Source organism: Rahnella sp. PD12R, from assembly GCF_019200965.1.
In the GTDB taxonomy this organism is placed as follows: domain Bacteria; phylum Pseudomonadota; class Gammaproteobacteria; order Enterobacterales; family Enterobacteriaceae; genus Rahnella; species Rahnella laticis.
This window is the reverse complement of the sequence record NZ_JAHTMS010000004.1, coordinates 287,710-306,609: the sequence shown is the minus strand read 5'-3', so window position 1 is coordinate 306,609 and position 18,900 is coordinate 287,710. Positions and strand designations below refer to the sequence as shown.

General features: G+C 47.7%; 16 protein-coding genes. 9 read left to right on the top strand and 7 right to left on the bottom strand.

The genetic code is table 11. The features are described from left to right. Window positions 1-15: 15 nt before the first annotated feature. Window positions 16-513 (bottom strand): type VI secretion system contractile sheath small subunit, encoded by a 498-nt coding sequence (gene tssB, locus KWG64_RS10675; RefSeq protein WP_195815599.1) that lies wholly within the window; start codon window positions 511-513, stop codon window positions 16-18. Between the two features lie 542 nt (window positions 514-1,055). Between tssB and KWG64_RS10670 the strand changes: the two genes are divergently transcribed. From KWG64_RS10670 to KWG64_RS10640, 7 genes are all read left to right on the top strand, one after another. Continuing rightward, window positions 1,056-1,574 carry an Hcp family type VI secretion system effector gene (locus KWG64_RS10670; protein ID WP_104924329.1) on the top strand — a complete coding sequence of 173 codons (519 nt, stop codon included), beginning with the start codon at window positions 1,056-1,058 and terminating at the stop codon, window positions 1,572-1,574. A 75-nt stretch (window positions 1,575-1,649) separates the two neighbouring features. Further along, complete coding sequence (gene tssI, locus KWG64_RS10665; RefSeq protein WP_218521876.1) at window positions 1,650-3,638, top strand: type VI secretion system tip protein TssI/VgrG; 1,989 nt, start codon at window positions 1,650-1,652, stop codon at window positions 3,636-3,638. A gap of 16 nt (window positions 3,639-3,654) precedes the next feature. Next, the gene (locus KWG64_RS10660) at window positions 3,655-4,695 is read left to right on the top strand and encodes a DUF2169 domain-containing protein (protein ID WP_218521875.1); all 1,041 of its coding nucleotides are present in this window, start codon (window positions 3,655-3,657) and stop codon (window positions 4,693-4,695) included. Then, window positions 4,685-6,073: a polymorphic toxin type 50 domain-containing protein gene (locus KWG64_RS10655; protein WP_218521874.1), complete on the top strand. Its 1,389-nt coding sequence runs from the start codon at window positions 4,685-4,687 to the stop codon at window positions 6,071-6,073. The genes KWG64_RS10660 and KWG64_RS10655 overlap by 11 nt, the downstream gene beginning before the upstream one ends. A 20-nt stretch (window positions 6,074-6,093) precedes the next feature. Continuing rightward, entirely contained in the window at window positions 6,094-6,393 is a 300-nt protein-coding gene (locus KWG64_RS10650; RefSeq protein WP_218521873.1) for a hypothetical protein, read from the top strand. A gap of 240 nt (window positions 6,394-6,633) precedes the next feature. Next, entirely contained in the window at window positions 6,634-7,251 is a 618-nt protein-coding gene (locus KWG64_RS10645; RefSeq protein ID WP_218521872.1) for a polymorphic toxin type 30 domain-containing protein, read from the top strand. Continuing rightward, on the top strand, window positions 7,251-7,628 hold the full coding sequence (locus tag KWG64_RS10640; protein WP_218521871.1) for a hypothetical protein: 378 nt from the start codon (window positions 7,251-7,253) through the stop codon (window positions 7,626-7,628). The genes KWG64_RS10645 and KWG64_RS10640 overlap by 1 nt, the downstream gene beginning before the upstream one ends. Window positions 7,629-8,454: 826 nt before the next feature. Here the strand turns inward: KWG64_RS10640 and KWG64_RS10635 are convergent. From KWG64_RS10635 to KWG64_RS10620, 4 genes are all read right to left on the bottom strand, one after another. Beyond that, window positions 8,455-9,888, bottom strand: coding sequence for a 6-phospho-beta-glucosidase (locus tag KWG64_RS10635; RefSeq protein WP_218521870.1), 1,434 nt, complete (start codon window positions 9,886-9,888; stop codon window positions 8,455-8,457). Window positions 9,889-9,945: 57 nt separating this feature from the next. After that, window positions 9,946-11,478 carry a PTS transporter subunit EIIC gene (locus tag KWG64_RS10630; protein WP_195815604.1) on the bottom strand — a complete coding sequence of 511 codons (1,533 nt, stop codon included), beginning with the start codon at window positions 11,476-11,478 and terminating at the stop codon, window positions 9,946-9,948. Between the two features lie 147 nt (window positions 11,479-11,625). Further along, window positions 11,626-12,366, bottom strand: coding sequence for a MurR/RpiR family transcriptional regulator (locus KWG64_RS10625; RefSeq protein WP_218521869.1), 741 nt, complete (start codon window positions 12,364-12,366; stop codon window positions 11,626-11,628). Window positions 12,367-12,402: 36 nt separating this feature from the next. After that, on the bottom strand, window positions 12,403-12,906 hold the full coding sequence (locus KWG64_RS10620; protein WP_195815606.1) for a GNAT family N-acetyltransferase: 504 nt from the start codon (window positions 12,904-12,906) through the stop codon (window positions 12,403-12,405). A gap of 306 nt (window positions 12,907-13,212) precedes the next feature. On the opposite strand from KWG64_RS10620, the gene KWG64_RS10615 reads away from it, so the two are divergent. Then, on the top strand, window positions 13,213-14,613 hold the full coding sequence (locus tag KWG64_RS10615; protein WP_218521868.1) for an AAA family ATPase: 1,401 nt from the start codon (window positions 13,213-13,215) through the stop codon (window positions 14,611-14,613). Continuing rightward, the gene (locus tag KWG64_RS10610) at window positions 14,597-15,373 is read left to right on the top strand and encodes a retron system putative HNH endonuclease (protein WP_218521867.1); all 777 of its coding nucleotides are present in this window, start codon (window positions 14,597-14,599) and stop codon (window positions 15,371-15,373) included. The genes KWG64_RS10615 and KWG64_RS10610 overlap by 17 nt, the downstream gene beginning before the upstream one ends. Before the next feature lie 95 nt (window positions 15,374-15,468). Here the strand turns inward: KWG64_RS10610 and KWG64_RS10605 are convergent, their stop codons facing one another. Together KWG64_RS10605 and KWG64_RS10600 are read right to left on the bottom strand one after the other, a co-directional pair. Further along, window positions 15,469-18,324, bottom strand: coding sequence for a valine--tRNA ligase (locus tag KWG64_RS10605; protein ID WP_218521866.1), 2,856 nt, complete (start codon window positions 18,322-18,324; stop codon window positions 15,469-15,471). Further along, entirely contained in the window at window positions 18,317-18,802 is a 486-nt protein-coding gene (locus KWG64_RS10600) for a DNA polymerase III subunit chi (protein WP_101075028.1), read from the bottom strand. Before KWG64_RS10600 ends, KWG64_RS10605 begins: the two co-directional genes overlap by 8 nt. Between the last annotated feature and the right edge of the window lie 98 nt (window positions 18,803-18,900).

Genomic DNA, 18,900 nt, shown 5'->3' with positions numbered 1-18,900 from the left:
AAATCCCTTTTAAAATTATGGCTTATTGACGATATCAAGTTCTTTCAGGAGCTGTGATCGTGACTCTTCCTGGTCCAACAAAGCTTGCAATTGAGTCCGGAAAGCCGGGACATTGCCCATCGGACCTTTCAGTGCAACCAGTGCTTCACGCAACTCCAGAAGTTTTCTCAGCTCAGGCACCTGCTTAACGATGTTATCCGGGGAGAAATCCTCCATCGCTTTAATATCCATCTCGACCTGGATATCTTCCCCTTTCTTATCGCTAAGCGAGTTTTCAACGCTAAAGTTCAGGTTGATCCCTGTTTCACTCATCACAGAGTTAAAATTATTTTTATTAATAGATACTGCAGAGCGCTCATCGATTGGCGCATCTTCCGGCCGGCCTTTCATATCACCGACTACCAGGAGATTTAGTGGTAACTCAACTTCAGAACTTAATCCATCCGCTTTTGGCACATAGCGAATATTAATTCGCTCTTTAGGAGCGACACTGCCGTCTTTGGTATTGCTCATATTGAATCATCCTTAATGTTACATGCCTGTCAGTTATATGATGGCTTTCATAGATAAAGTTTATGTTGCTTTATATATGCTGTGGTTTGGTTTATGGGTCGTTATTTCCATTTCAAGGTTGACTAAATTACCATTATAAAAAATTGTTTGTACATAACTATCAGCAAAAAAATTAAAATCTGATTTATAGCCGTCTTGGTTATGCGTTTATCACATTGTTTTTGTTGAATTTAATTGCTGTTTAATAAGGATGCATCGTTTATTTATATGATTAATAGAGCGTTTATTCATATTTTAAATTGTAGGTTTTTACGTTTTTTATTATTTGCTAGTTTACGTTTAGGTGTTATTTTACTGCCGACCTCATTTCATGGATGCATTTCTATACAGATGTTTTGGAAAGTTATTTCCGAAAATTAACCTAATCTTTGATGTATGGTTTCTTTATCTTTTCCATATAACAAATGTCAGGCTCTATAGGATTTCATGGATTGGGGGGAATTTAAAATCCGTGGTATGTATTATTTACAAGGAGTTTTACGATGCCAACCCCATGTTATATTTCAATGAATGGTCAGACTCAGGGCAATATTACCGCTGGCGCTTTCACGTCAGAATCAGTGGGTAATATTTATGTCCAGGGACACGAAAATGAAATGCTGGTACAAGAATTTCAGCATATTGTGACCGTTCCAACTGATCCGCAATCAGGCCAGCCTGCAGGTCAGCGTGCACATAAACCATTTATTTTTACCGTGGCGCTGAACAAAGCGGTTCCGTTGCTTTATAACGCATTGGCCTCAGGTGAAATGCTGCCTACGACCGAACTAAAATGGTTCCGTACTTCCGTTGAAGGAAAGCAGGAGCATTTCTTCACTACCCGTCTGACTGATTCCACTATCGTGGATATCAACTGCCATATGCCGCACTGCCAGGACCCAGCAAAACGTGAATTCACTCAATTGATCGAAGTCTCATTGGCTTATCGCAAAATTGAATGGGAACACGTCTCTGCCGGTACTTCTGGCGCGGATGACTGGCGCGCACCGCTGGAAGCCTGATCCCTCAGGTTATAAGTCAACGCCCTGCATGTCATATGCAGGGCGTTATCCCCAGTGCATCGAAGGAATGACATCATGCCACTCAATGGAACCCGCTTTACCATCAATGTCGGAAAAACCCCCAAAGACACATTTGCCGTCCTGAATTTTACCCTTTCCCAAACCTACTCAGAACTCTTTACCCTGGGTGTTGTGCTGGTCAGCAGTGATCCGGCTATCGGGTTTGAAAAAGTGCTGGATGAAGTGGCAACGCTGGTGATCTGGCAGGGTGACGAAATAAAGCGCAGGGTTCGCGGCATCGTGACTTTTTGCGAGCAGGGAGACACCGGTAAACACCAGACGCTGTACCGCATGACGATCCGCCCCAACTTCTGGCGCAGCTCTTTACGTCGCAACTGCCGCAGTTTTCAGAATCTGAATATCTCCGCGATTCTCCAGCCATTGCTCAGCGAAATGGAAATTGTGAAATACGACACGTTATTTCGCGCCAGCCATAACTGGCGGGAGTTTTGTGTCCAGTTTATGGAAACCGATTTTGAATTTATCACCCGGCTGGCAGCAGAAGAGGGGATCTTCTTTTATGAGCAGGAATATCTCAAGGCGAATGATCAGAAGCTCACTTTTGCGGATAACTGCAGCGCGCTGAGCCATATCGGCTCGTTTGCGTATAACCCGAATGCGGCCTCCGAGGCTCAGACGTATTGCATCAGCCATTTTCGCCGCAGCGCCAGTATCAGGCCATCTGAAGTTGTCACGCAGGATTACACCTTCACCGCGCCCAACTGGCAGGCGCAGTATCAGGCCCTGCCACCGCGGATGAAGTTCCAGCACGATCTGTATGAAATCTATGATTATCCCGGGCGTTTCAAAGACGAACAGCACGGCGCGGATTTTGCCAAATATCAGATTGAAGGCTGGCGTAACAATGCCGATATCGCGGTAGGCAGCAGCAATACGCCGGAGCTGTATCCTGGTGTCTGCTTTGCCCTGAGCGCCCATCCGCGTGAAGACCTGAATGTGAACTGGCAGGTGGTGGCCAGTGAAATGCACGGCGACCAGCCACAGGCATGGATAGGCAACGAAGGCCAGGGCACGACGCTGCTCAACGAATTTGAAGTGATCCCCGCGACCCAGACGTGGCGGGCGATGCCACATCCCAAACCCCGCGTAGACGGGCCGCAAATCGCGATAGTCACCGGCCCGCCGGGAGAGGAAATCTTTTGTGATGAGCACGGCCGCGTGCGTGTCAAATTCGCATGGGATCGCTATAACCAGGCCGACAACTACAGTTCCTGCTGGATACGCGTTTCTCAGGCGTGGGCCGGTACCGGTTTCGGCAACATCGCCATACCGCGCGTCGGGCAGGAGGTGATTGTCGACTTCCTCAATGGCGACCCGGATCAGCCGATCATCACCGGTCGCACCTATCACGCCAGCAACCGTTCTCCCGGCAGCCTGCCAGAAACCAAAACGCAGATGGCGATCCGCTCGCAAACGTATAAGGGCAGCGGTTACAACGAGCTGATGTTCGAGGATGCGACGAGCCAGGAACTCCTGTCGATGCACGCGCAGAAAGACATGAAGACTAAGGTTCTGAACAACCGGACAACGGACGTGGCAGTTGACCATACCGAAACGGTAGGGAAAGGGCAGACGATCACCGTCGGGAAGGAGAAAGCGGCCGGGCATGATCAGAAGATCTCTGTGGCCAATGATCGTGAGGTGACGGTGGACAACGATCAGACGCTGACCGTCAACCACGATCGCCACGTAAAAGTGGCCAATGACCAGGACTGCGAGGTGACAGGTTTTGATCATGAGAAGGTCGGTAAATCGCAGGATATTGACATTGGCGCAACCTACACGCTCAAGGTCAAGGACAGTCTGACCATCAATGTAGCAGGTAGCGTGATAAGCATGGACGCCGGAAAAATCGAACTGACCTGCGGTGCCAGCACGCTCTGCATGAGCAGCGCAGGCAAAGTGACGATCAACGGTAATGAATTCCAGTTTGCCGCCAGCGGGCCGGTGAAAATGACCGGTAAAAAAGTTGAACTCAACTAACACAAGGAATGTGGCGATGATTGAACTGGAGAATTACACCCCCTTTCCGCATATGGTTTTTGAAAAGTACGGCGTTTATGGCGTGCTTTTTGATGTGGTCGCTTTTCGGGGAACGTTTCGCTTGAAGGGTAACGGTCTTCTGGCCGACCTGTCAGAAGAGCAGCGGCCATTAGTGGTGGCGGATGAGTATTATGGCGATCCTCAGACCAGTAGTTTGAAATGTGAAACGGATTTAGTTCTTTATAAAAAGCAAACCGATATTCATGTTACTGGTGTGGCGTATTCAGAAAAGGAACGCCGCGTCACTGACTGGACGGCAAGTATTAGCATAGGCAGCTTTACTAAATCGCTGTGCTTACATGGCACCCGACAGTGGGAATATCATCATAACGGCTGGCAACTTACGCCACCGCAGGAAATTTCCCAGATCCCTCTGCGCTATGAATATGCTTTGGGCGGGCGCTGGCTGCAGGCTGATGGCACGGAAAAAATATGCCAGCAAAATCCGATTGGTCATGGTTTCTATCCTGACATTGTTCAGATGGACACGTCAATCTCCTACCCTGCACCGCAAATTGATGACGGGCAGTTAACAGATCTTGCCTGTATCGGCGTCCCGCAGGGGCTGGGGCCAATATCCCGCTGGTGGGAACCGCGTTTACGCTTTGCCGGAACCTACGATGAAACGTGGCGTAATAACCGTTTTCCTCTGTTGCCAGATGATTTTGATGTTCATTTCTATCAGTCAGCTCACCCTGAGATGCGTTATCCCGGCTATCTCAACGGCCGAAAACCCATACTTTTGAAAGGACTGTTTCCTGAGTCTCATCAGTTACTGACAGCGTTGCCTGAATACCAACCGATTTGCGTCCTGACCAACGGAAAAAATCAAAACCATACGCTTGCTCCCAATCTTGACACGCTGACTTTCGATCTGGATGAAAGGCTTATTCACGCCACCTGGCGATTAACTGTGCCGCGCTCACTGGATTTTCGTGAAGGGATATTGGGCTGCATCGTACCGGTGATGGCAAAGGGAGCATGTTATGGCGGATAAGCACATAGCTGACGGCGAAGCGGCATTTAAGGCAGTGAGCTCCGCTCCTGATGTTTGTATCGTGGGGATCGTTCCCGTGCCATTTGACAGTTTCCAGACGCTGGTTAGCCAAAAGCAATATGCCAGCACGGTGTGGGCGCGCGGATGTTCGGTTTTAAACGTCGGGTCAGTGATTGCCGGAAGTCAGGGCAATACCGGGTCAGGCGTTGCTTCCGGAACGTCGCTGGCGAGTGGAGACTGCATCATATTAACCGGTAGCCCGACAGTTTTTGTTGAAGGAAAGCCAGCCGCCCGGCACGGTTCTCTGGTCGGTATGAATAATATGAACTGCGTTGGTTCATTGTACACCTTAGTCGAACCCCCTCTGGTTAGCGTGAAAGATAATACCGTGCCCTGTAATAACCCGCCGGTAACATCCGCAGCGCTGGAGAAAATGAAAGCCAGAAAAGAGGATATGGAACATGGCCTGCTAGCTAAAGCGAGGCATTTCCTGGATATGGGAAGCGTGCTGAAATCCGGGGATGCTTACGCCGGAGGGCTGATTGGTAAACTGCGCCCGGGAAAAATAGAAGGTGCGGGGACGGTAGGCGAGGTCTTCAATGCGGCAAATGAAACAGGCGCTGGCGTTGTACGGGGCGTACTTGGCCTGGGCTGGGATTTGGTCTCAGGGGTAGAACATCTGGGAAACAGCGCAGTACAGTTCAGTCTGAGCCAGACGACAGAGGAATTATCACTTGATGCGGCCATTCTGGGCGAGAATATCAGGCTGGGTAATGTTTGTGCTGAAGGGTTATTGCAAGACGCCAAACAGACATTGAATGCTGCAAAGAAAGCTGCCGCTGATGAATGGGATAATGCCAGCCATGCCTCACTGGGCGATCAGGCAGAAATGGCCACGAGAATATTGGGTTTGATCGGGTCATTTTTTGTGGGTGCGGGGGAAGCTAAAGTTGCTGGCTCAGTGTCGAAGGTGAGTGAAGCGGCTCGAATAGATGAAGTTAATGAAACCGTTAAAATATTGGATGAAATAGAAGGTGCTAATAATGGAATATACGTAATACAAAAGCCTACAGTCATAATTGAACAATCGAAACAAAATAAGCATATACTAGGAACTAATGAATATAAAATATCCTTAGAGTCAGGTTTGAATAAAAGCATCCTTACCGTCTTACCCAACTCACTACTTTCAGAAATTGGTTCAGGAAAACAAGTGGGCAACATTTTGGTGGGAATGCCAGGATCCAAAGAAAGGATTGATTTTGGTCGAGTAATTGGTAACTATGTAGAACGAGATACTGGCGCACTATTACCAACAAGCAATGGCATTGTTCATTACAGCAAGAAAGGTGTACACGTTGTACCGTCAAGACCTTAACTAAAATTGGAGCGTGATAAATGTATAACAATGATTTAAATGGATACTTTAGGCTTTCAATGCAAAGTGCTTTACTTGGAAGTATTACGCCTAATATTCGGGCGGTAATTGGTTTTTTTTATGATAAAAAGATTGTAATAGATTTTTATTTTGACGGGGTGATTAGTGAGGATGACGAAGAATTAGCATCTGAAGTTGGCACAGAAGTGATTGCTGATTTTGAAAGTGAGTTTGATATTGAAATAAAAACAATACGTTTGGACTATCCTAAACCCGTAAAGAATAAAGATGGTTTCTTGTTATTTCTTCGGAAGGAGTAGTTAGAGTTTTTTATTAAATTAAGGAGTTTATTGGCAAGCAATTAAAATGAAGGAACATTGATAACACCAGAGTGTTCAGAGTTATGTATTACGCTTATAAGATTACAACGTAATGACTTTCTCAAGGCACCATTCAAAATAAATCGCCGGTTGTGTCAATATTAAATTCCAGTTCAGGATCGGCGCTGTCCATTTTTGTGAATAAGATAAGCCGACCAGCAAATGGCAGTTTTGAGTACGATGGGCATCAATACCAGCAGCATGGAAGCTGCCAGTGAATTTAACAAAGCCGTACTGGAAGAAACAGATACCAGCGAACCGCTTCTGGAGTTGGAGAATGAAGCACAGGAAGTGGGTGCCGATATTGAAGCTGCTTTGGAGTTGCTGTTTTTGATTAAGGGGTTAGCTCAGGGGGCTATAAAGCTTATTGGGCGGGGTGGGAGGAGTGGAGTTAAGGTTGTTGCATTCCAAAATAAAGCGATACTCGAACTTTCTGGGGTGATTAGAAATCCAGATGGTAGTATTTTAATAGTGATTTCTGAAGAGTCGAAAGTACGTAAACTTACACCGCCAAGTGGCTATCTTGGCGAATATGGTTATGAATACAAATGGAAAGGTTTATCTGGAGGAACAATGACGGTGCGTATCCATGGAATTGATCCTTTAGCACCTGCTGGCTCAAATGCTCATCGTGGGTGGATTGTCAGAATCTTTGATGGAAAGAAAAGTATGGACTCTCGAGGTGTTTATCACTCTCCTGGTATATTCAATGAATCAAGCCCAAACTACGATCCATCTTTGATTAATGATGTCCATATTCCGATCTCAACCCCTGAAAAATTTCCTGGAGTAAATTGATGATTTTAAATAACAGCTATAACTTAGTTAATAAAATAACTGCAATAAATAAAGCATTGAGTTGCAAAGAATATGATTTTTATGAGGACATTGGATTTGTTAAAGATTTGTTTTCATCCCCGTATAACAATAGTGTTGTGGCTGAACCGAATGTTATAAAGGACTTGTGGTTGGTTCTATTTAGAGTTTTCTGTCATGACACATCCTATGATAACAAATTTGATGCTATTTTTGCTATGAGTGATATTTCTCTGTATGCAAACCAAAGGGAAATTGATATTGACAGATCCGTTTTAAAAAAGTGGCGGATTGAATGTAATCAAAATGATATCACATCAGAGGTATTGGAAATAATTGATGATATTTTAGCAGTGTAGTTTTAGAACGCTAATTGATGTGCGTTATAAAGCATTGAGGATGTTTGTATTTATTGATAAGGTGTGTTGAAATTGATTTCGCCTAAAATGAAGGAGATGCATTATGATCTGGTGAAAAATTTGAGTTTTCCAGATTCTACGGTAGAACGATTTGAATGGAAAAGTAAGACATTATGTATAATAAAAATACAAGGTGCTTTACTAGAGAAAGGTCAAGACGTTATAGAATATTGTAATTTATATATTTTTGGGGAATGGTCTAAGTGCCAAGTCTTACGACCATTTGTCTAAGAGTTGGGTGGCACATGATGGTAACGAAGATGTGAAAGATATTTGCGAATTTATTTTTGATGTTGATCTAACCATTCACGGATTAGGCCGAGATTCTGGTTCATAGTTAGAAATTACATTAATTTCACTTCAAGAAGTTTATGCTGAACTTACTTGATTAATTAATTTGATTACTAAATGTGAATGAGTTGATCTACTTTCATCTTTGATAAGATGAATAAACTATCATGAATGTGTATGGACAGGGTGTTAAATGAAAAATTTTACGAAGTCTGTACGCTCTTGATGGCGGGATACTTAATGAAAAAATCTGCCTTGACCGAGAAAAATGAATAGTTTATTACTTGGGAAGATATGAGAGTATAGGGTGTATGAGGTTTCTTAAAGAGAATGTAGTTTATCAGTATGATTATGATGCCATTGTGGACATTGTTAATGGGAAAGCTAGGTAGAGTTTGTCGTCATAAATTTTGTAAATTAGCGGGTAGCTTCCCTAATCAATAATAAAGCCGACCCCAAGAGCCGGCCCCAATTTTTAAAGCACTTCTCCGTTACTGCCAATCACTTTCTGATACCAGCCGAAGCTCTCTTTTTTAGAACGCGCCATCGTACCGGTGCCGTCGTCATTTTTATCCACGTGTATAAAGCCGTAGCGTTTGCTGTACTGGCCGGTTGTGAAGGACACGCAATCGATGCAGCCCCACGGGGTATAACCCATCAGCTCTACGCCGTCTTCCAGCACAGCTTTCTTCATCTGCTCGATATGCGCTTTCAGATAAGCGATACGGTAATCATCATGAATGACGCCGTCTTCGCCCGCTTTGTCGATGGCACCAAAACCGTTTTCGACGATAAACAGCGGTTTCTGATAACGCTCATACAGAATGTTCAGGGTGTAACGCAGGCCAACCGGGTCAATTTGCCAGCCCCAGTCGGAGGCTTTTACGTGCGGATTCGGAACGCTGCCTGCGAAGCCGGACAAACCGTTGTCATCGCTCGGGTTATGCGCAGAAATCGCGTTGCTCATGTAGTAGCTCAGGCCGATGTAATCCGCGCAACCTTCGCGCAAAGCCTGCAAATCGCCATCTTCCATTTTGATGTTGAAACCGCGGCGTTCCCACTCTTTCAACGCATACGCCGGGTAGTAACCGCGCATATGGACGTCGCTGAACAGGAAGCGTTCGTGCATCGCTTCGACTGAATACATGACGTCGTCAGGATGGCAGGAGAACGGATACAGTGGCACCATGGCGATCATGCAGCCAATCTGGAAATCCGGGTTGATCTGATGGCCAAGTTTGACCACTTTGGCGCTCGCCACAAACTGGTGATGCAGCACCTGGTACATGGTTTCTTCCGGATTTTCCTGCTCGGTAAACACCACGCCGGAACAGCAATATCCGAACAACGGATACTTCCAGTTGCGCTGGTTGTTGATCTCGTTGAAGGTCATCCAGTATTTCACTTTGCTTTTGTAGCGTTCCATTACGACCTGGCTGAAGCGTACAAAGAAATCAACGACCTGACGGTTTTTCCAGCCGCCATATTCTTTCACCAGATGCCACGGCATTTCGAAGTGGGAAAGGGTGATCACCGGCTCAATATTGTGTTTGAGCAGTTCATCAAACATATCGTCGTAGAATTGCAGACCGGCTTCGTTTGGCTGTAATTCGTCGCCGTTCGGGAAGATGCGCGTCCAGGCAATTGAGGTGCGGAAACACTTGAAGCCCATTTCGGCAAACAGCGCGATGTCTTCTTTGTAGTGCGAATAAAAATCGACAGCTTCGTGGTTAGGGTAGCTGTAACCCTCCAGCACGCCGTCGGTCATCACGCGATCGACGCCGTGTGCGCCGCCGGAAAGCACGTCACAAATGCTCACGCCTTTGCCGCCTTTATTCCAGCCGCCTTCAACCTGATGTGCCGCAACTGCGCCGCCCCATAAGAAATCTTTCGGTAACTGTTGACTCATTTTCGTTCTCCCTTGAGGCGGGCTGTAGCAGCCCGCGTGGTAAATGTAATATCCGGTTTAATTCATTTCTGCCTGTGCGGCGCGCTGACTTTCAGCCTGGATCTTTTTCGTGGCCGCCACATCGGGCTCATCTTTGAAACCGACCAGCCAGGTAAACAGGGCGCCGAGAACAAAGGCGACGGTAATCGACAGCAGGAAACCGAGGAACTGCGGCATGTGGCCCTCTTTGAAGAACACCGGCAATACCGCAATGCCCGGCAAGCAATAACTCCATGAAACCGCGTTGAAAGAACCGGCAATCGCACCGCCGATACCCCCTGCGACGCAGCTGCACAGGAAAGGTTTTTTCAGACGCAGGGCCACACCGTAAATGGCGGGTTCGGTAATCCCGAACAGGCCGGTGACGCCAGCGGAAAGGGAAATCCCTTTCATTTCACGGTTGCGGGTTTTCAGGTAAACGCCAAACATGCTGCCTGTCATCGCGAATACGGCCGAGGCTTGCAGACCAGTGAAGGTGTCGTAGCCCAGCGTTGCATAGTTGCCGACGGTAACCGGCGTGATGCCCCAGTGAACGCCGAGTGTGACCAGCGGTTGCCAGAAAGCACCGACAACGAAACCGGCAATGGTCGGGCTGAGGTGATAGAGATAGTTGTAAACGCCGCCAATCGCGCCGCCGATCAGGTTGCCGATCGGGCCGAATACCAGAAGCGTCATCGGTACCATAATGGCGATACAAAACATCGGGGTGAACAGATTGCGGATGACGACCGGCAACACTTTGTTGAAGAAGCGTTCGACGTAAGACATCGCCCAGACCATCAGGATGATCGGAATAACGGACGCGGTATAGCTTAGATATTTCACCGGTATCCCGAGGAAATCGAGCGTTGGCGAAGCCAGCGGAATGCCGACAATGTTAGTCAGGATGCTGGCGATTTCCGGATTGTTCACTGCTTCACGCATCAGTTGCTGCATGGCCGGGTCGGCAGAGTTGATCGAGGTGATTTTGAACGCGGTCAGCATGTTCATATAATCAGGGCTGATCAGCGCACAGGCCGTAATGACGGCAGTAAACGGATGAACGTTGAATTTTTTTGCCGCCGTAAACGCGATCATGACCGGCAGGAAGGTAAACGCCGTCCAGGAAACGAAATTGAGAATACGGTAGGTGCCGCTGCTTGCATCCATAATCCCGACGGCTGCGAGGAAAGAAATGATCCCCTGTAAAATACCGCAGGCGGCGAGCTGATAAAGGAAAGGGGTGAAGATACTGGAAATGACATCCATCACGCGGCTGACGATGCCGACGTTCGGCGCAGAGACCGGCGCGTTTTCGTCGACGTGGATCAGTTTCAGAACCTGTTTATAAGCGTCGCTGACGTGGTTACCAATGACCACCTGCATCTGACCACCGGCTTCGATTACGGTGATAACGCCTTTAACGCGTTTTAATTCTTCTTTATCAACAGAACTATTATCTTTCAGAACAAAGCGTAAACGGGTAGCGCAATGTGTGATGCTAATCACATTATTTTCGCCGCCAATATATTTAACAATATCCTGAGCTGTCTGAGCGTAATCAATAGCCATTATTTATTATTCTCCTGCGGGTATACAGAGGTGAGCTTTTTTGTTTTTTTACTCGTTGGCAGGAGTGTAGCAAAAGAAAGGGTATTGTCACGATATAACAAAAAACAGGAAAGGTAATATGTCACATCTTTAAAACACCCTGTTTTTTCATTGCGCTGAGTCACGTTTTATTAAAGGTAATTTCTTTCCAATCGTTTCGATAATATAAAGTACGGGGATCTGGGTTGTAATATTGTACTGACCTTCTAATACAATTTGCGGCATGTGGTAGGAGATGTTGAGGTCTGCCATACGCGCCAGCGTTGAGTTCTCGCTGTTCGTCAGGCTGATGATCTGGCAGTTGTGCTGGCTGAACTGTGTGGCGAACCGTAATACTTCCTCCGTCTCTCCTGAGACAGAAAGAATAATAGCGATGGCATCTTTATACATATCGCTGTTAATCGGGAAATAAGGGTCATCAATAAATGTACTGAATTTCCCGACGTTAGAGAAAAAACGTGCGCTGTATTTCCCTAATGAACCTGATGTTCCTACCCCGACAAATATAATCCGCTGCGCGTTAGAAATTCTTTTTGCCGCCTCATCTAATAATTCATCAAATTCGCTGTTATTAATACTTTTGAAATAGCTGATGATTTCACTGATACCAAAGGAGACCGGCGGTTTTTCTTCATGTTCCAAAAACAATTTAAAACGGATACGAAACTCAGAATATCCGTCGCAATCCATTTTTTTGCAAAAACGCAGAACCGTGGTGGTGGATACCCCGGCGGCATCTGCCAGCTCACGAATAGTCATGTACATCACTTTATCGCCATTTTTGACGATGTAGTTATAGACCGTCAGTTCCAGTTCGTTTAACGCTGAAATGGCTTTGTGTGTGAACATGAGATGCCTGTTTTTTTATGGATTGCGAAAAGGATATCAGAGGTATTTTAACATCGTCACTTCACAATCGACATGCCCGGTGTTGCCCAGTGAGCCATCAATATGTTGAAAACCCAGACGCTCATACAGCGCGATCGCCTGCGTCAGGCTGGCGGTTGTTTCCAGATAGCAGCGCGCGAATCCGTTCTGGCGGGCATGTTCCATTGCCTGTAACGCCAGCCGTTTCGCCAGACCCTGGCCACGCAGTGAAGACAGGAAATACATTTTTTGCAGTTCGCACAAATCATCTTCGCCGCCAGAAAGCGGTGCCACACCGCCGCCGCCGGCGACTTTACCATCGACTTCCACCACCCAGTAAGCGCAACGTGGCTGACTGTAGCTTTCATACAGATGATCCAAATTTGGGTCAGCTACGGTATAGCCTTTATCGGCAGTCAGGCCAAATTCAGCCGATACATGGCGGATTACGTGTGCGATAGCCGCGTTATCTTCAGGGCGAATTGGGCGCACCAGCACGCTGACAGGAAGGGAAGTCGTCATATTGCTCACTCAGTTTCAAATAATAAGATAAATAAACAGACCGTTTTAATACCATCTAAGGGCAGGTGGGTGCAACGTTAGCGCCGATATACGGCGAAGCTAACCGACACTTTTTATCGGACAGAAAGAGCTGAGTCAGACTCACGGATACTTAGGCTAATTCCTTACTATGCCAACATATACTATTGCTTACAGGAAGTTTATAATTTGATATATCATCACTTTTTTGCACTTGCCTGCCTGAGGCAGAGCTGAAAAATTCAACTCATCGGGATGGCCGCGCGTACCACTGGAGCGAAAACTGTTATGAAACTGAATCGTATCACTATCGAGAATTTTCGTTGTTTTAGAAAACTAGAGGTTTCATTTCACCCCTCTCTCACTGTTCTGGTCGCGACTAACGGTGCAGGAAAAACTACCGTACTTGATGCCGCGCGTATAGCGCTTTGGCCATATATAAAAGGCTACGATTTAGGCAGTACTAATGGAAAATCAGCAACTATTCAAATTGATGATGTACGCTTGAAAAAACGGCCTGGTGAAATTGCGATGGAGGCCGTTATTCCTGCGAAAGTTACCGCAGAAGGTATGTGGGGCGAGCAGTACGAAAATGAAATATGGTCTCAATCCCGGGAACAAGTGAAAGCCAGTTCTAAAACCCTGTCTGGTAAAACCACAAAAAAATTTACCGCGTGGGGAGAGGAATTGCAAAGTCGCGTCAGGGATGAGGACAGAAAGACATCTGTTGATTTACCATTAGTTTTATATTTGGGCACGGGACGGTTATGGTATCAGGGCCGTTACATATCTGAAGGTGTTGACAAACAATTGGATATCAGTTCATTTTCGCGAATGTGGGGATATCAGAATTGCTTAACAGCAACATCCAGTTATAAGCAATTTGAAGCGTGGTATAGCTGGATTTATCGCAGCTATCGTGAATTACAGATTAAACAGCTGGAAAATGAAAATACTTTAATTACTGACAATGCCATATTTGAGAGTTTCAAAGCTGCAATACATGTTGTTAAACAGGCAATCAACAGCCTGACTAAAGCAACAACGGGGTGGCATGATCTTGAATATCGTTCCAGTCAAAATGAACAGTTAGTCATGAATCATAATGATCATGGATCCATCCCTCTGTCTCAGTTAAGTGATGGTTTACGCAATATGGTCGCTATGATCTCGGATATTGCTTTTCGTTGCATCAAGCTTAATCCGCACTTTGGTGGCGACGCGGCTCTTAAAACGCGGGGGGTAGTGTTAATTGATGAAGTTGATATGTTTTTGCACCCGGCTTGGCAGCAACATGTTATTCACTCATTGAGAGAGGCTTTTCCTGCGATCCAGTTCATTGTGACGACACACAGCCCGCAGGTGCTAAGTACCGTTCCTGATGAATGCATTCGCATTCTTGATAATGGCGAAGTATTTAACGCGCCGAAAGGAAGTCAGGGAGCCGAATCTTCACGTATTTTAAAACGAATCTTTGACGTAGAGCCGAGACCAAAACATGATCCTGTGGCTGTATTACTGAAAGAATATCTTGATTTGGTTTATTCAGATAAATGGGAAAGTCTTGAAGCTGAAGAAAAACGTAAGGTATTGAATCAGCATTTTGGTGATGAAGAACCCTCTTTGACGGATGCTGATCTGTATATTGAAAATAGAAAGTGGGAGCAGGGGCTTGAAGAAGATAATTAAAACTGCGGGTCCTAATGGACTTACCCGCTTTTATCATCATAATCCGCTCGGAAGTTGGAGTGACTTCTTTTATCACAATACAAGTATTCCCTATAAAAGGTTAAAAGCAGATATTTTTGCAGATCAGGGAGGGTTGTGCGCTTACTGTGAGGCTCAGGTATCTAAACGTTCTGTGCATGAACAGAGAGTAGAACATTTTCATGACAAGTCAGATAATTCAAATATTGGGGCTCATAATTGGGGATTAGACTGGAATAACGTCATTGGTATGTGTGTGGGAGGGACGGATCATGAAAATAAAACTAGCTATCAACTTCCTGCCAATTTAAGTTGCGACTCTCATAAAGAACGGGTTCTTACTACTTCGCCAGAGGGAGTTGTGCTTAATCCTCTGCTGATTTTTGCTTCACCTTGTCTATTTGATTTGGATAAACGGACGGGGGAATTAAAGCCTCACGCTTTGAACTGCGCTAACCTCTGTATTGTTGGTAATACATTTACGACTGTCGATGAGCTTGTCGAAAATACAATTCGTATATTTAATCTCAATTGTGACCGTTTAAACCAGCAGCGGCAGGCTATTTTATTTGACTATAATAGACGTATAAAAATAGCAAGAGAAAATGGAGATGGGCAGATTTTTGCCAAATTAACCCAGCAGTGGTTTACTCAAAAATGGTTACCTTTTTTCACAACACGCAGAATTTTACTGAGTAATCATGCTGAGACTTATCTGTCTGAAATAAACTTCAACGGATAACCGGTTATGTGTATTTAATCAGGTTTTATAATGACAAAGGCCGCTTTCGCGGCCTTTGTCATCTCAAATATTTACCCGGATAACCGGCACCAAAATTACAGAGCAGCGATTGTCGCTTTCTGTTCTGCAATCTTGATTTTGGCTTCACCGCAGGCTGCCAGACGTTCGCGCTCTTTTGCGACAACGGCTTCCGGCGCACGTGCCACAAAACCTTCGTTAGACAGTTTGCCTTCGATAGACGCAATCTCGCCATCCAGCTTCGCCATCTCTTTGTCCAGACGCGCCAGCTCGGCATCTTTGTCAATCAGACCGGCCATCGGGATCAGCAATTCAGCGCCTTCAACCAGTTTGGTGACTGACACAGGGCCTTTATCGCCAGCAGGCAGAATGGTGATGGATTCCAGACGCGCCAGAGACTTAATGAAGCTCAGGTTCTGTTCCACACGACGTTGTGCATCGGCACTTGCACCGCGCAGCAGCAGTTCCAGCGGTTTGGCCGGAGACAGGTTCATCTCGGCACGCACGTTACGGATAGCGATGATCGCCTGCTTGATCCACTCGAGATCGGCCAGCGCCAGTTCGTCTGCTTTCGCCGCGTCAAATTCCGGGAACGGCTGCAGCATGATGGTTTCCGCTGTGATGCCTTTCAGCGTTTTCACGCGCTGCCAGATGGTTTCGGTGATGAACGGAATGATCGGATGCGCAAGACGCAGCAGACCTTCCAGCACTTCAACCAGCGTATGACGGGTGCCGCGCAGTTGTGCTTCGCTGCCGCCGTTCATCACAGGTTTAGTCAGCTCCAGATACCAGTCGCAGAACTGGTTCCAGGTGAACTCATAAAGAATACCGGCGGCCAGATCGAAGCGGTAGCTGTCCATCGCTTCGCGGTACGCTTTCACCGTGCGGTTATATTCCGCCAGGATCCAGCGGTCAGCCAGAGACAGCTCAAGTTCGCCGCCGTTCAGGCCACAATCCTGTTCTTCTGTGTTCATCAGCACGAAGCGGCTGGCGTTCCACAGTTTGTTACAGAAGTTGCGGTAGCCTTCGAGGCGTTTCATGTCCCAGTTGATGTCACGGCCAGTGGAAGCCAGTGCCGCCAGCGTGAAGCGCAGGGCGTCAGTGCCGTGTGGTTCGATGCCGTTCGGGAACTGTTTCTCGGTACGCTTGCGGATTTTTTCTGCCAGCTGTGGCTGCATCATGTTGCCGGTACGTTTTTCCAGCAGGTCTTCCAGCGAGATACCGTCGATCATATCCAGCGGATCGATAACGTTACCTTTGGACTTGGACATTTTCTGCCCTTCGTCGTCGCGGATAAGACCGGTCATGTAAACGGTGTGGAACGGAACCTGTGGCTTGCCGTCTTCATCTTTCACAAAGTGCATGGTCATCATGATCATGCGCGCGATCCAGAAGAAGATGATGTCGAAGCCGCTGACTACGACGCTTGACGGGTGGAAGGCTTTAAGATCAGGCGTCTGCTCAGGCCAGCCCAGCGTGGAGAATGTCCACAGGCCGGAAGAGAACCAGGTGTCGAGCACGTCTTCATCCTGAGTCAGAACAACGTCTGCGCCCAGATTGTTTTCGCTGCGTACTTCCGCTTCGTCGCGGCCAACAAATACGTTGCCTTCGGCGTCATACCACGCCGGAATGCGGTGTCCCCACCACAGCTGACGGGAAATACACCAGTCCTGAATGTCGCGCATCCAGCTGAAATACATGTTTTCGTACTGTTTCGGTACGAACTGGATATCGCCCTGTTCAACGGCTTCCACCGCGACTTTCGCCAGCGGTGCGGTACGGACGTACCACTGGTCGGTCAGCATTGGCTCAATAACCACGCCGCCACGGTCGCCGTAAGGAACGGTCAGGTCGTGAGGTTTGATTTCTTCCAGCAGGCCGGCTTCTTCAAACGCGGCAACCACGGCTTTACGTGCGGCAAAGCGCTCGAGGCCACGGAATTGCTCAGGGATATCGTTGCAGCACGCATCGCTTTCTTCGCCGTTAGTGTCGAACACTTCAGCGGTCTGGCGGATGTCGCCATCGAAAGTCAGGATGTTGATCATCGGCAGGCCGTGACGTTTCCCGACTTCGTAGTCGTTAAAGTCATGCGCAGGCGTGATCTTCACGCAGCCGGTGCCTTTTTGCATATCGGCGTGTTCATCGGCCACGATTGGGATACGGCGGCCAACCAGCGGCAGAATGATGTCTTTGCCGATCAGGTCTCTGTAACGCGGGTCTTCCGGGTTAACGGCCACGCCGGTATCACCGAGGACGGTTTCCGGACGGGTGGTCGCGACAACCAGATAATCTTTGCCTTCAGCGGTTTTCGCGCCGTCAGCCAGTGGATAGCGCAGGTGCCACATGGAACCTTTGGATTCGCGGTTTTCAACTTCGAGGTCAGAGATCGCAGTGCGCAGTTTTGGATCCCAGTTCACCAGGCGTTTGCCACGGTAAATCAGATCTTCTTTGTACAGGCGTACGAACACTTCGCGCACGGCGTTGGACAGGCCTTCGTCCATGGTGAAGCGCTCACGCTCCCAGTCCACGGAATCGCCCAGGCGGCGCATCTGACGGGTGATCGTGCCGCCTGATTCTGCTTTCCAGTCCCAGATTTTGTCGATAAACGCTTCACGGCCGTAGTCGTGACGGGTTTTGCCTTCTTCGGCTGCGATTTTACGCTCAACCACCATCTGCGTTGCGATGCCTGCATGGTCGGTGCCAGCCTGCCACAGAGTGTTTTTACCCTGCATGCGCTGATAGCGGATCATGGCGTCCATGATGGTTTGCTGGAAAGCATGACCCATGTGCAAGCTGCCGGTAACGTTCGGCGGCGGGATCATGATGGCAAAGCTTTCTTTACTGGTATCACCATGTGGCTTGAAATAGCCCTGTTGTTCCCAGTGCTCGTAAAGCGGCTGCTCGATGTCTTGCGGGTTATATGTCTTATCCATTTCGCTTCGTATTTTCGTCGGTCGATGTGGTGACTGAGGGCGGCGTGGCCGTCGTCAAAGAGAAACCCACGCTGCGATAGGCTTTGTAGCGTTCGCGCGCAAGCTGTTTAAGGGAATCTTCGTAAGGAACGAAGTCTACCACTTCATGGAAAGCAGTAGCAAAATCTGCAAATTCAGGCAGGAGGCTTATCAGCAGGTCGCGTGGCGCATTGCCGCGCTTACCCGGCCAGCAAAGCTCCACCGGCGCACCAAATCTCGGGCCTTCGCCCGCCAGATTGTGTGGCACAAAGTGGTTTGGATCGCGCTTCCACAGCGCTTCATCCAGACGCTCGGCCTGTTTTTGATCTTCACAGGCCAGCAGAACACGTTTGCCCATCCGGTAACGTTCAGCGGCGACCTGACAGGCCAGCGCTTCGTGTGAGCTGAGCTCGCCACTTGCATCCGGCGCATCGAGAAGAAAGAAGGTTGCCTGTTTCATGATGAGTTCACTGTGCTGCTGAGAAAAAACAGGGGCGCAACTGGGTGCGCCCGCCTGTGAAGGGTCTGAGGATGTGTCCAGACCCTGATTGGGGAATT

What these genes read in the sequence shown, in the direction of transcription:
- tssI (WP_218521876.1), top strand. Translation starts at nt 1,650, where the DNA reads ATGCCACTCAATGGAACCCGCTTTACCATCAATGTCGGAAAAACCCCC.
- KWG64_RS10635 (WP_218521870.1), bottom strand. Translation starts at nt 9,888, where the DNA reads ATGAGTCAACAGTTACCGAAAGATTTCTTATGGGGCGGCGCAGTTGCG.
- KWG64_RS10615 (WP_218521868.1), top strand. Translation starts at nt 13,213, where the DNA reads ATGAAACTGAATCGTATCACTATCGAGAATTTTCGTTGTTTTAGAAAA.
- KWG64_RS10605 (WP_218521866.1), bottom strand. Translation starts at nt 18,324, where the DNA reads ATGGATAAGACATATAACCCGCAAGACATCGAGCAGCCGCTTTACGAG.
- KWG64_RS10655 (WP_218521874.1), top strand. Translation starts at nt 4,685, where the DNA reads ATGGCGGATAAGCACATAGCTGACGGCGAAGCGGCATTTAAGGCAGTG.
- KWG64_RS10625 (WP_218521869.1), bottom strand. Translation starts at nt 12,366, where the DNA reads ATGTTCACACACAAAGCCATTTCAGCGTTAAACGAACTGGAACTGACG.
- KWG64_RS10600 (WP_101075028.1), bottom strand. Translation starts at nt 18,802, where the DNA reads ATGAAACAGGCAACCTTCTTTCTTCTCGATGCGCCGGATGCAAGTGGC.
- KWG64_RS10640 (WP_218521871.1), top strand. Translation starts at nt 7,251, where the DNA reads ATGATTTTAAATAACAGCTATAACTTAGTTAATAAAATAACTGCAATA.
- KWG64_RS10650 (WP_218521873.1), top strand. Translation starts at nt 6,094, where the DNA reads ATGTATAACAATGATTTAAATGGATACTTTAGGCTTTCAATGCAAAGT.
- KWG64_RS10645 (WP_218521872.1), top strand. Translation starts at nt 6,634, where the DNA reads ATGGGCATCAATACCAGCAGCATGGAAGCTGCCAGTGAATTTAACAAA.
- KWG64_RS10670 (WP_104924329.1), top strand. Translation starts at nt 1,056, where the DNA reads ATGCCAACCCCATGTTATATTTCAATGAATGGTCAGACTCAGGGCAAT.
- KWG64_RS10620 (WP_195815606.1), bottom strand. Translation starts at nt 12,906, where the DNA reads ATGACGACTTCCCTTCCTGTCAGCGTGCTGGTGCGCCCAATTCGCCCT.
- tssB (WP_195815599.1), bottom strand. Translation starts at nt 513, where the DNA reads ATGAGCAATACCAAAGACGGCAGTGTCGCTCCTAAAGAGCGAATTAAT.
- KWG64_RS10660 (WP_218521875.1), top strand. Translation starts at nt 3,655, where the DNA reads ATGATTGAACTGGAGAATTACACCCCCTTTCCGCATATGGTTTTTGAA.
- KWG64_RS10630 (WP_195815604.1), bottom strand. Translation starts at nt 11,478, where the DNA reads ATGGCTATTGATTACGCTCAGACAGCTCAGGATATTGTTAAATATATT.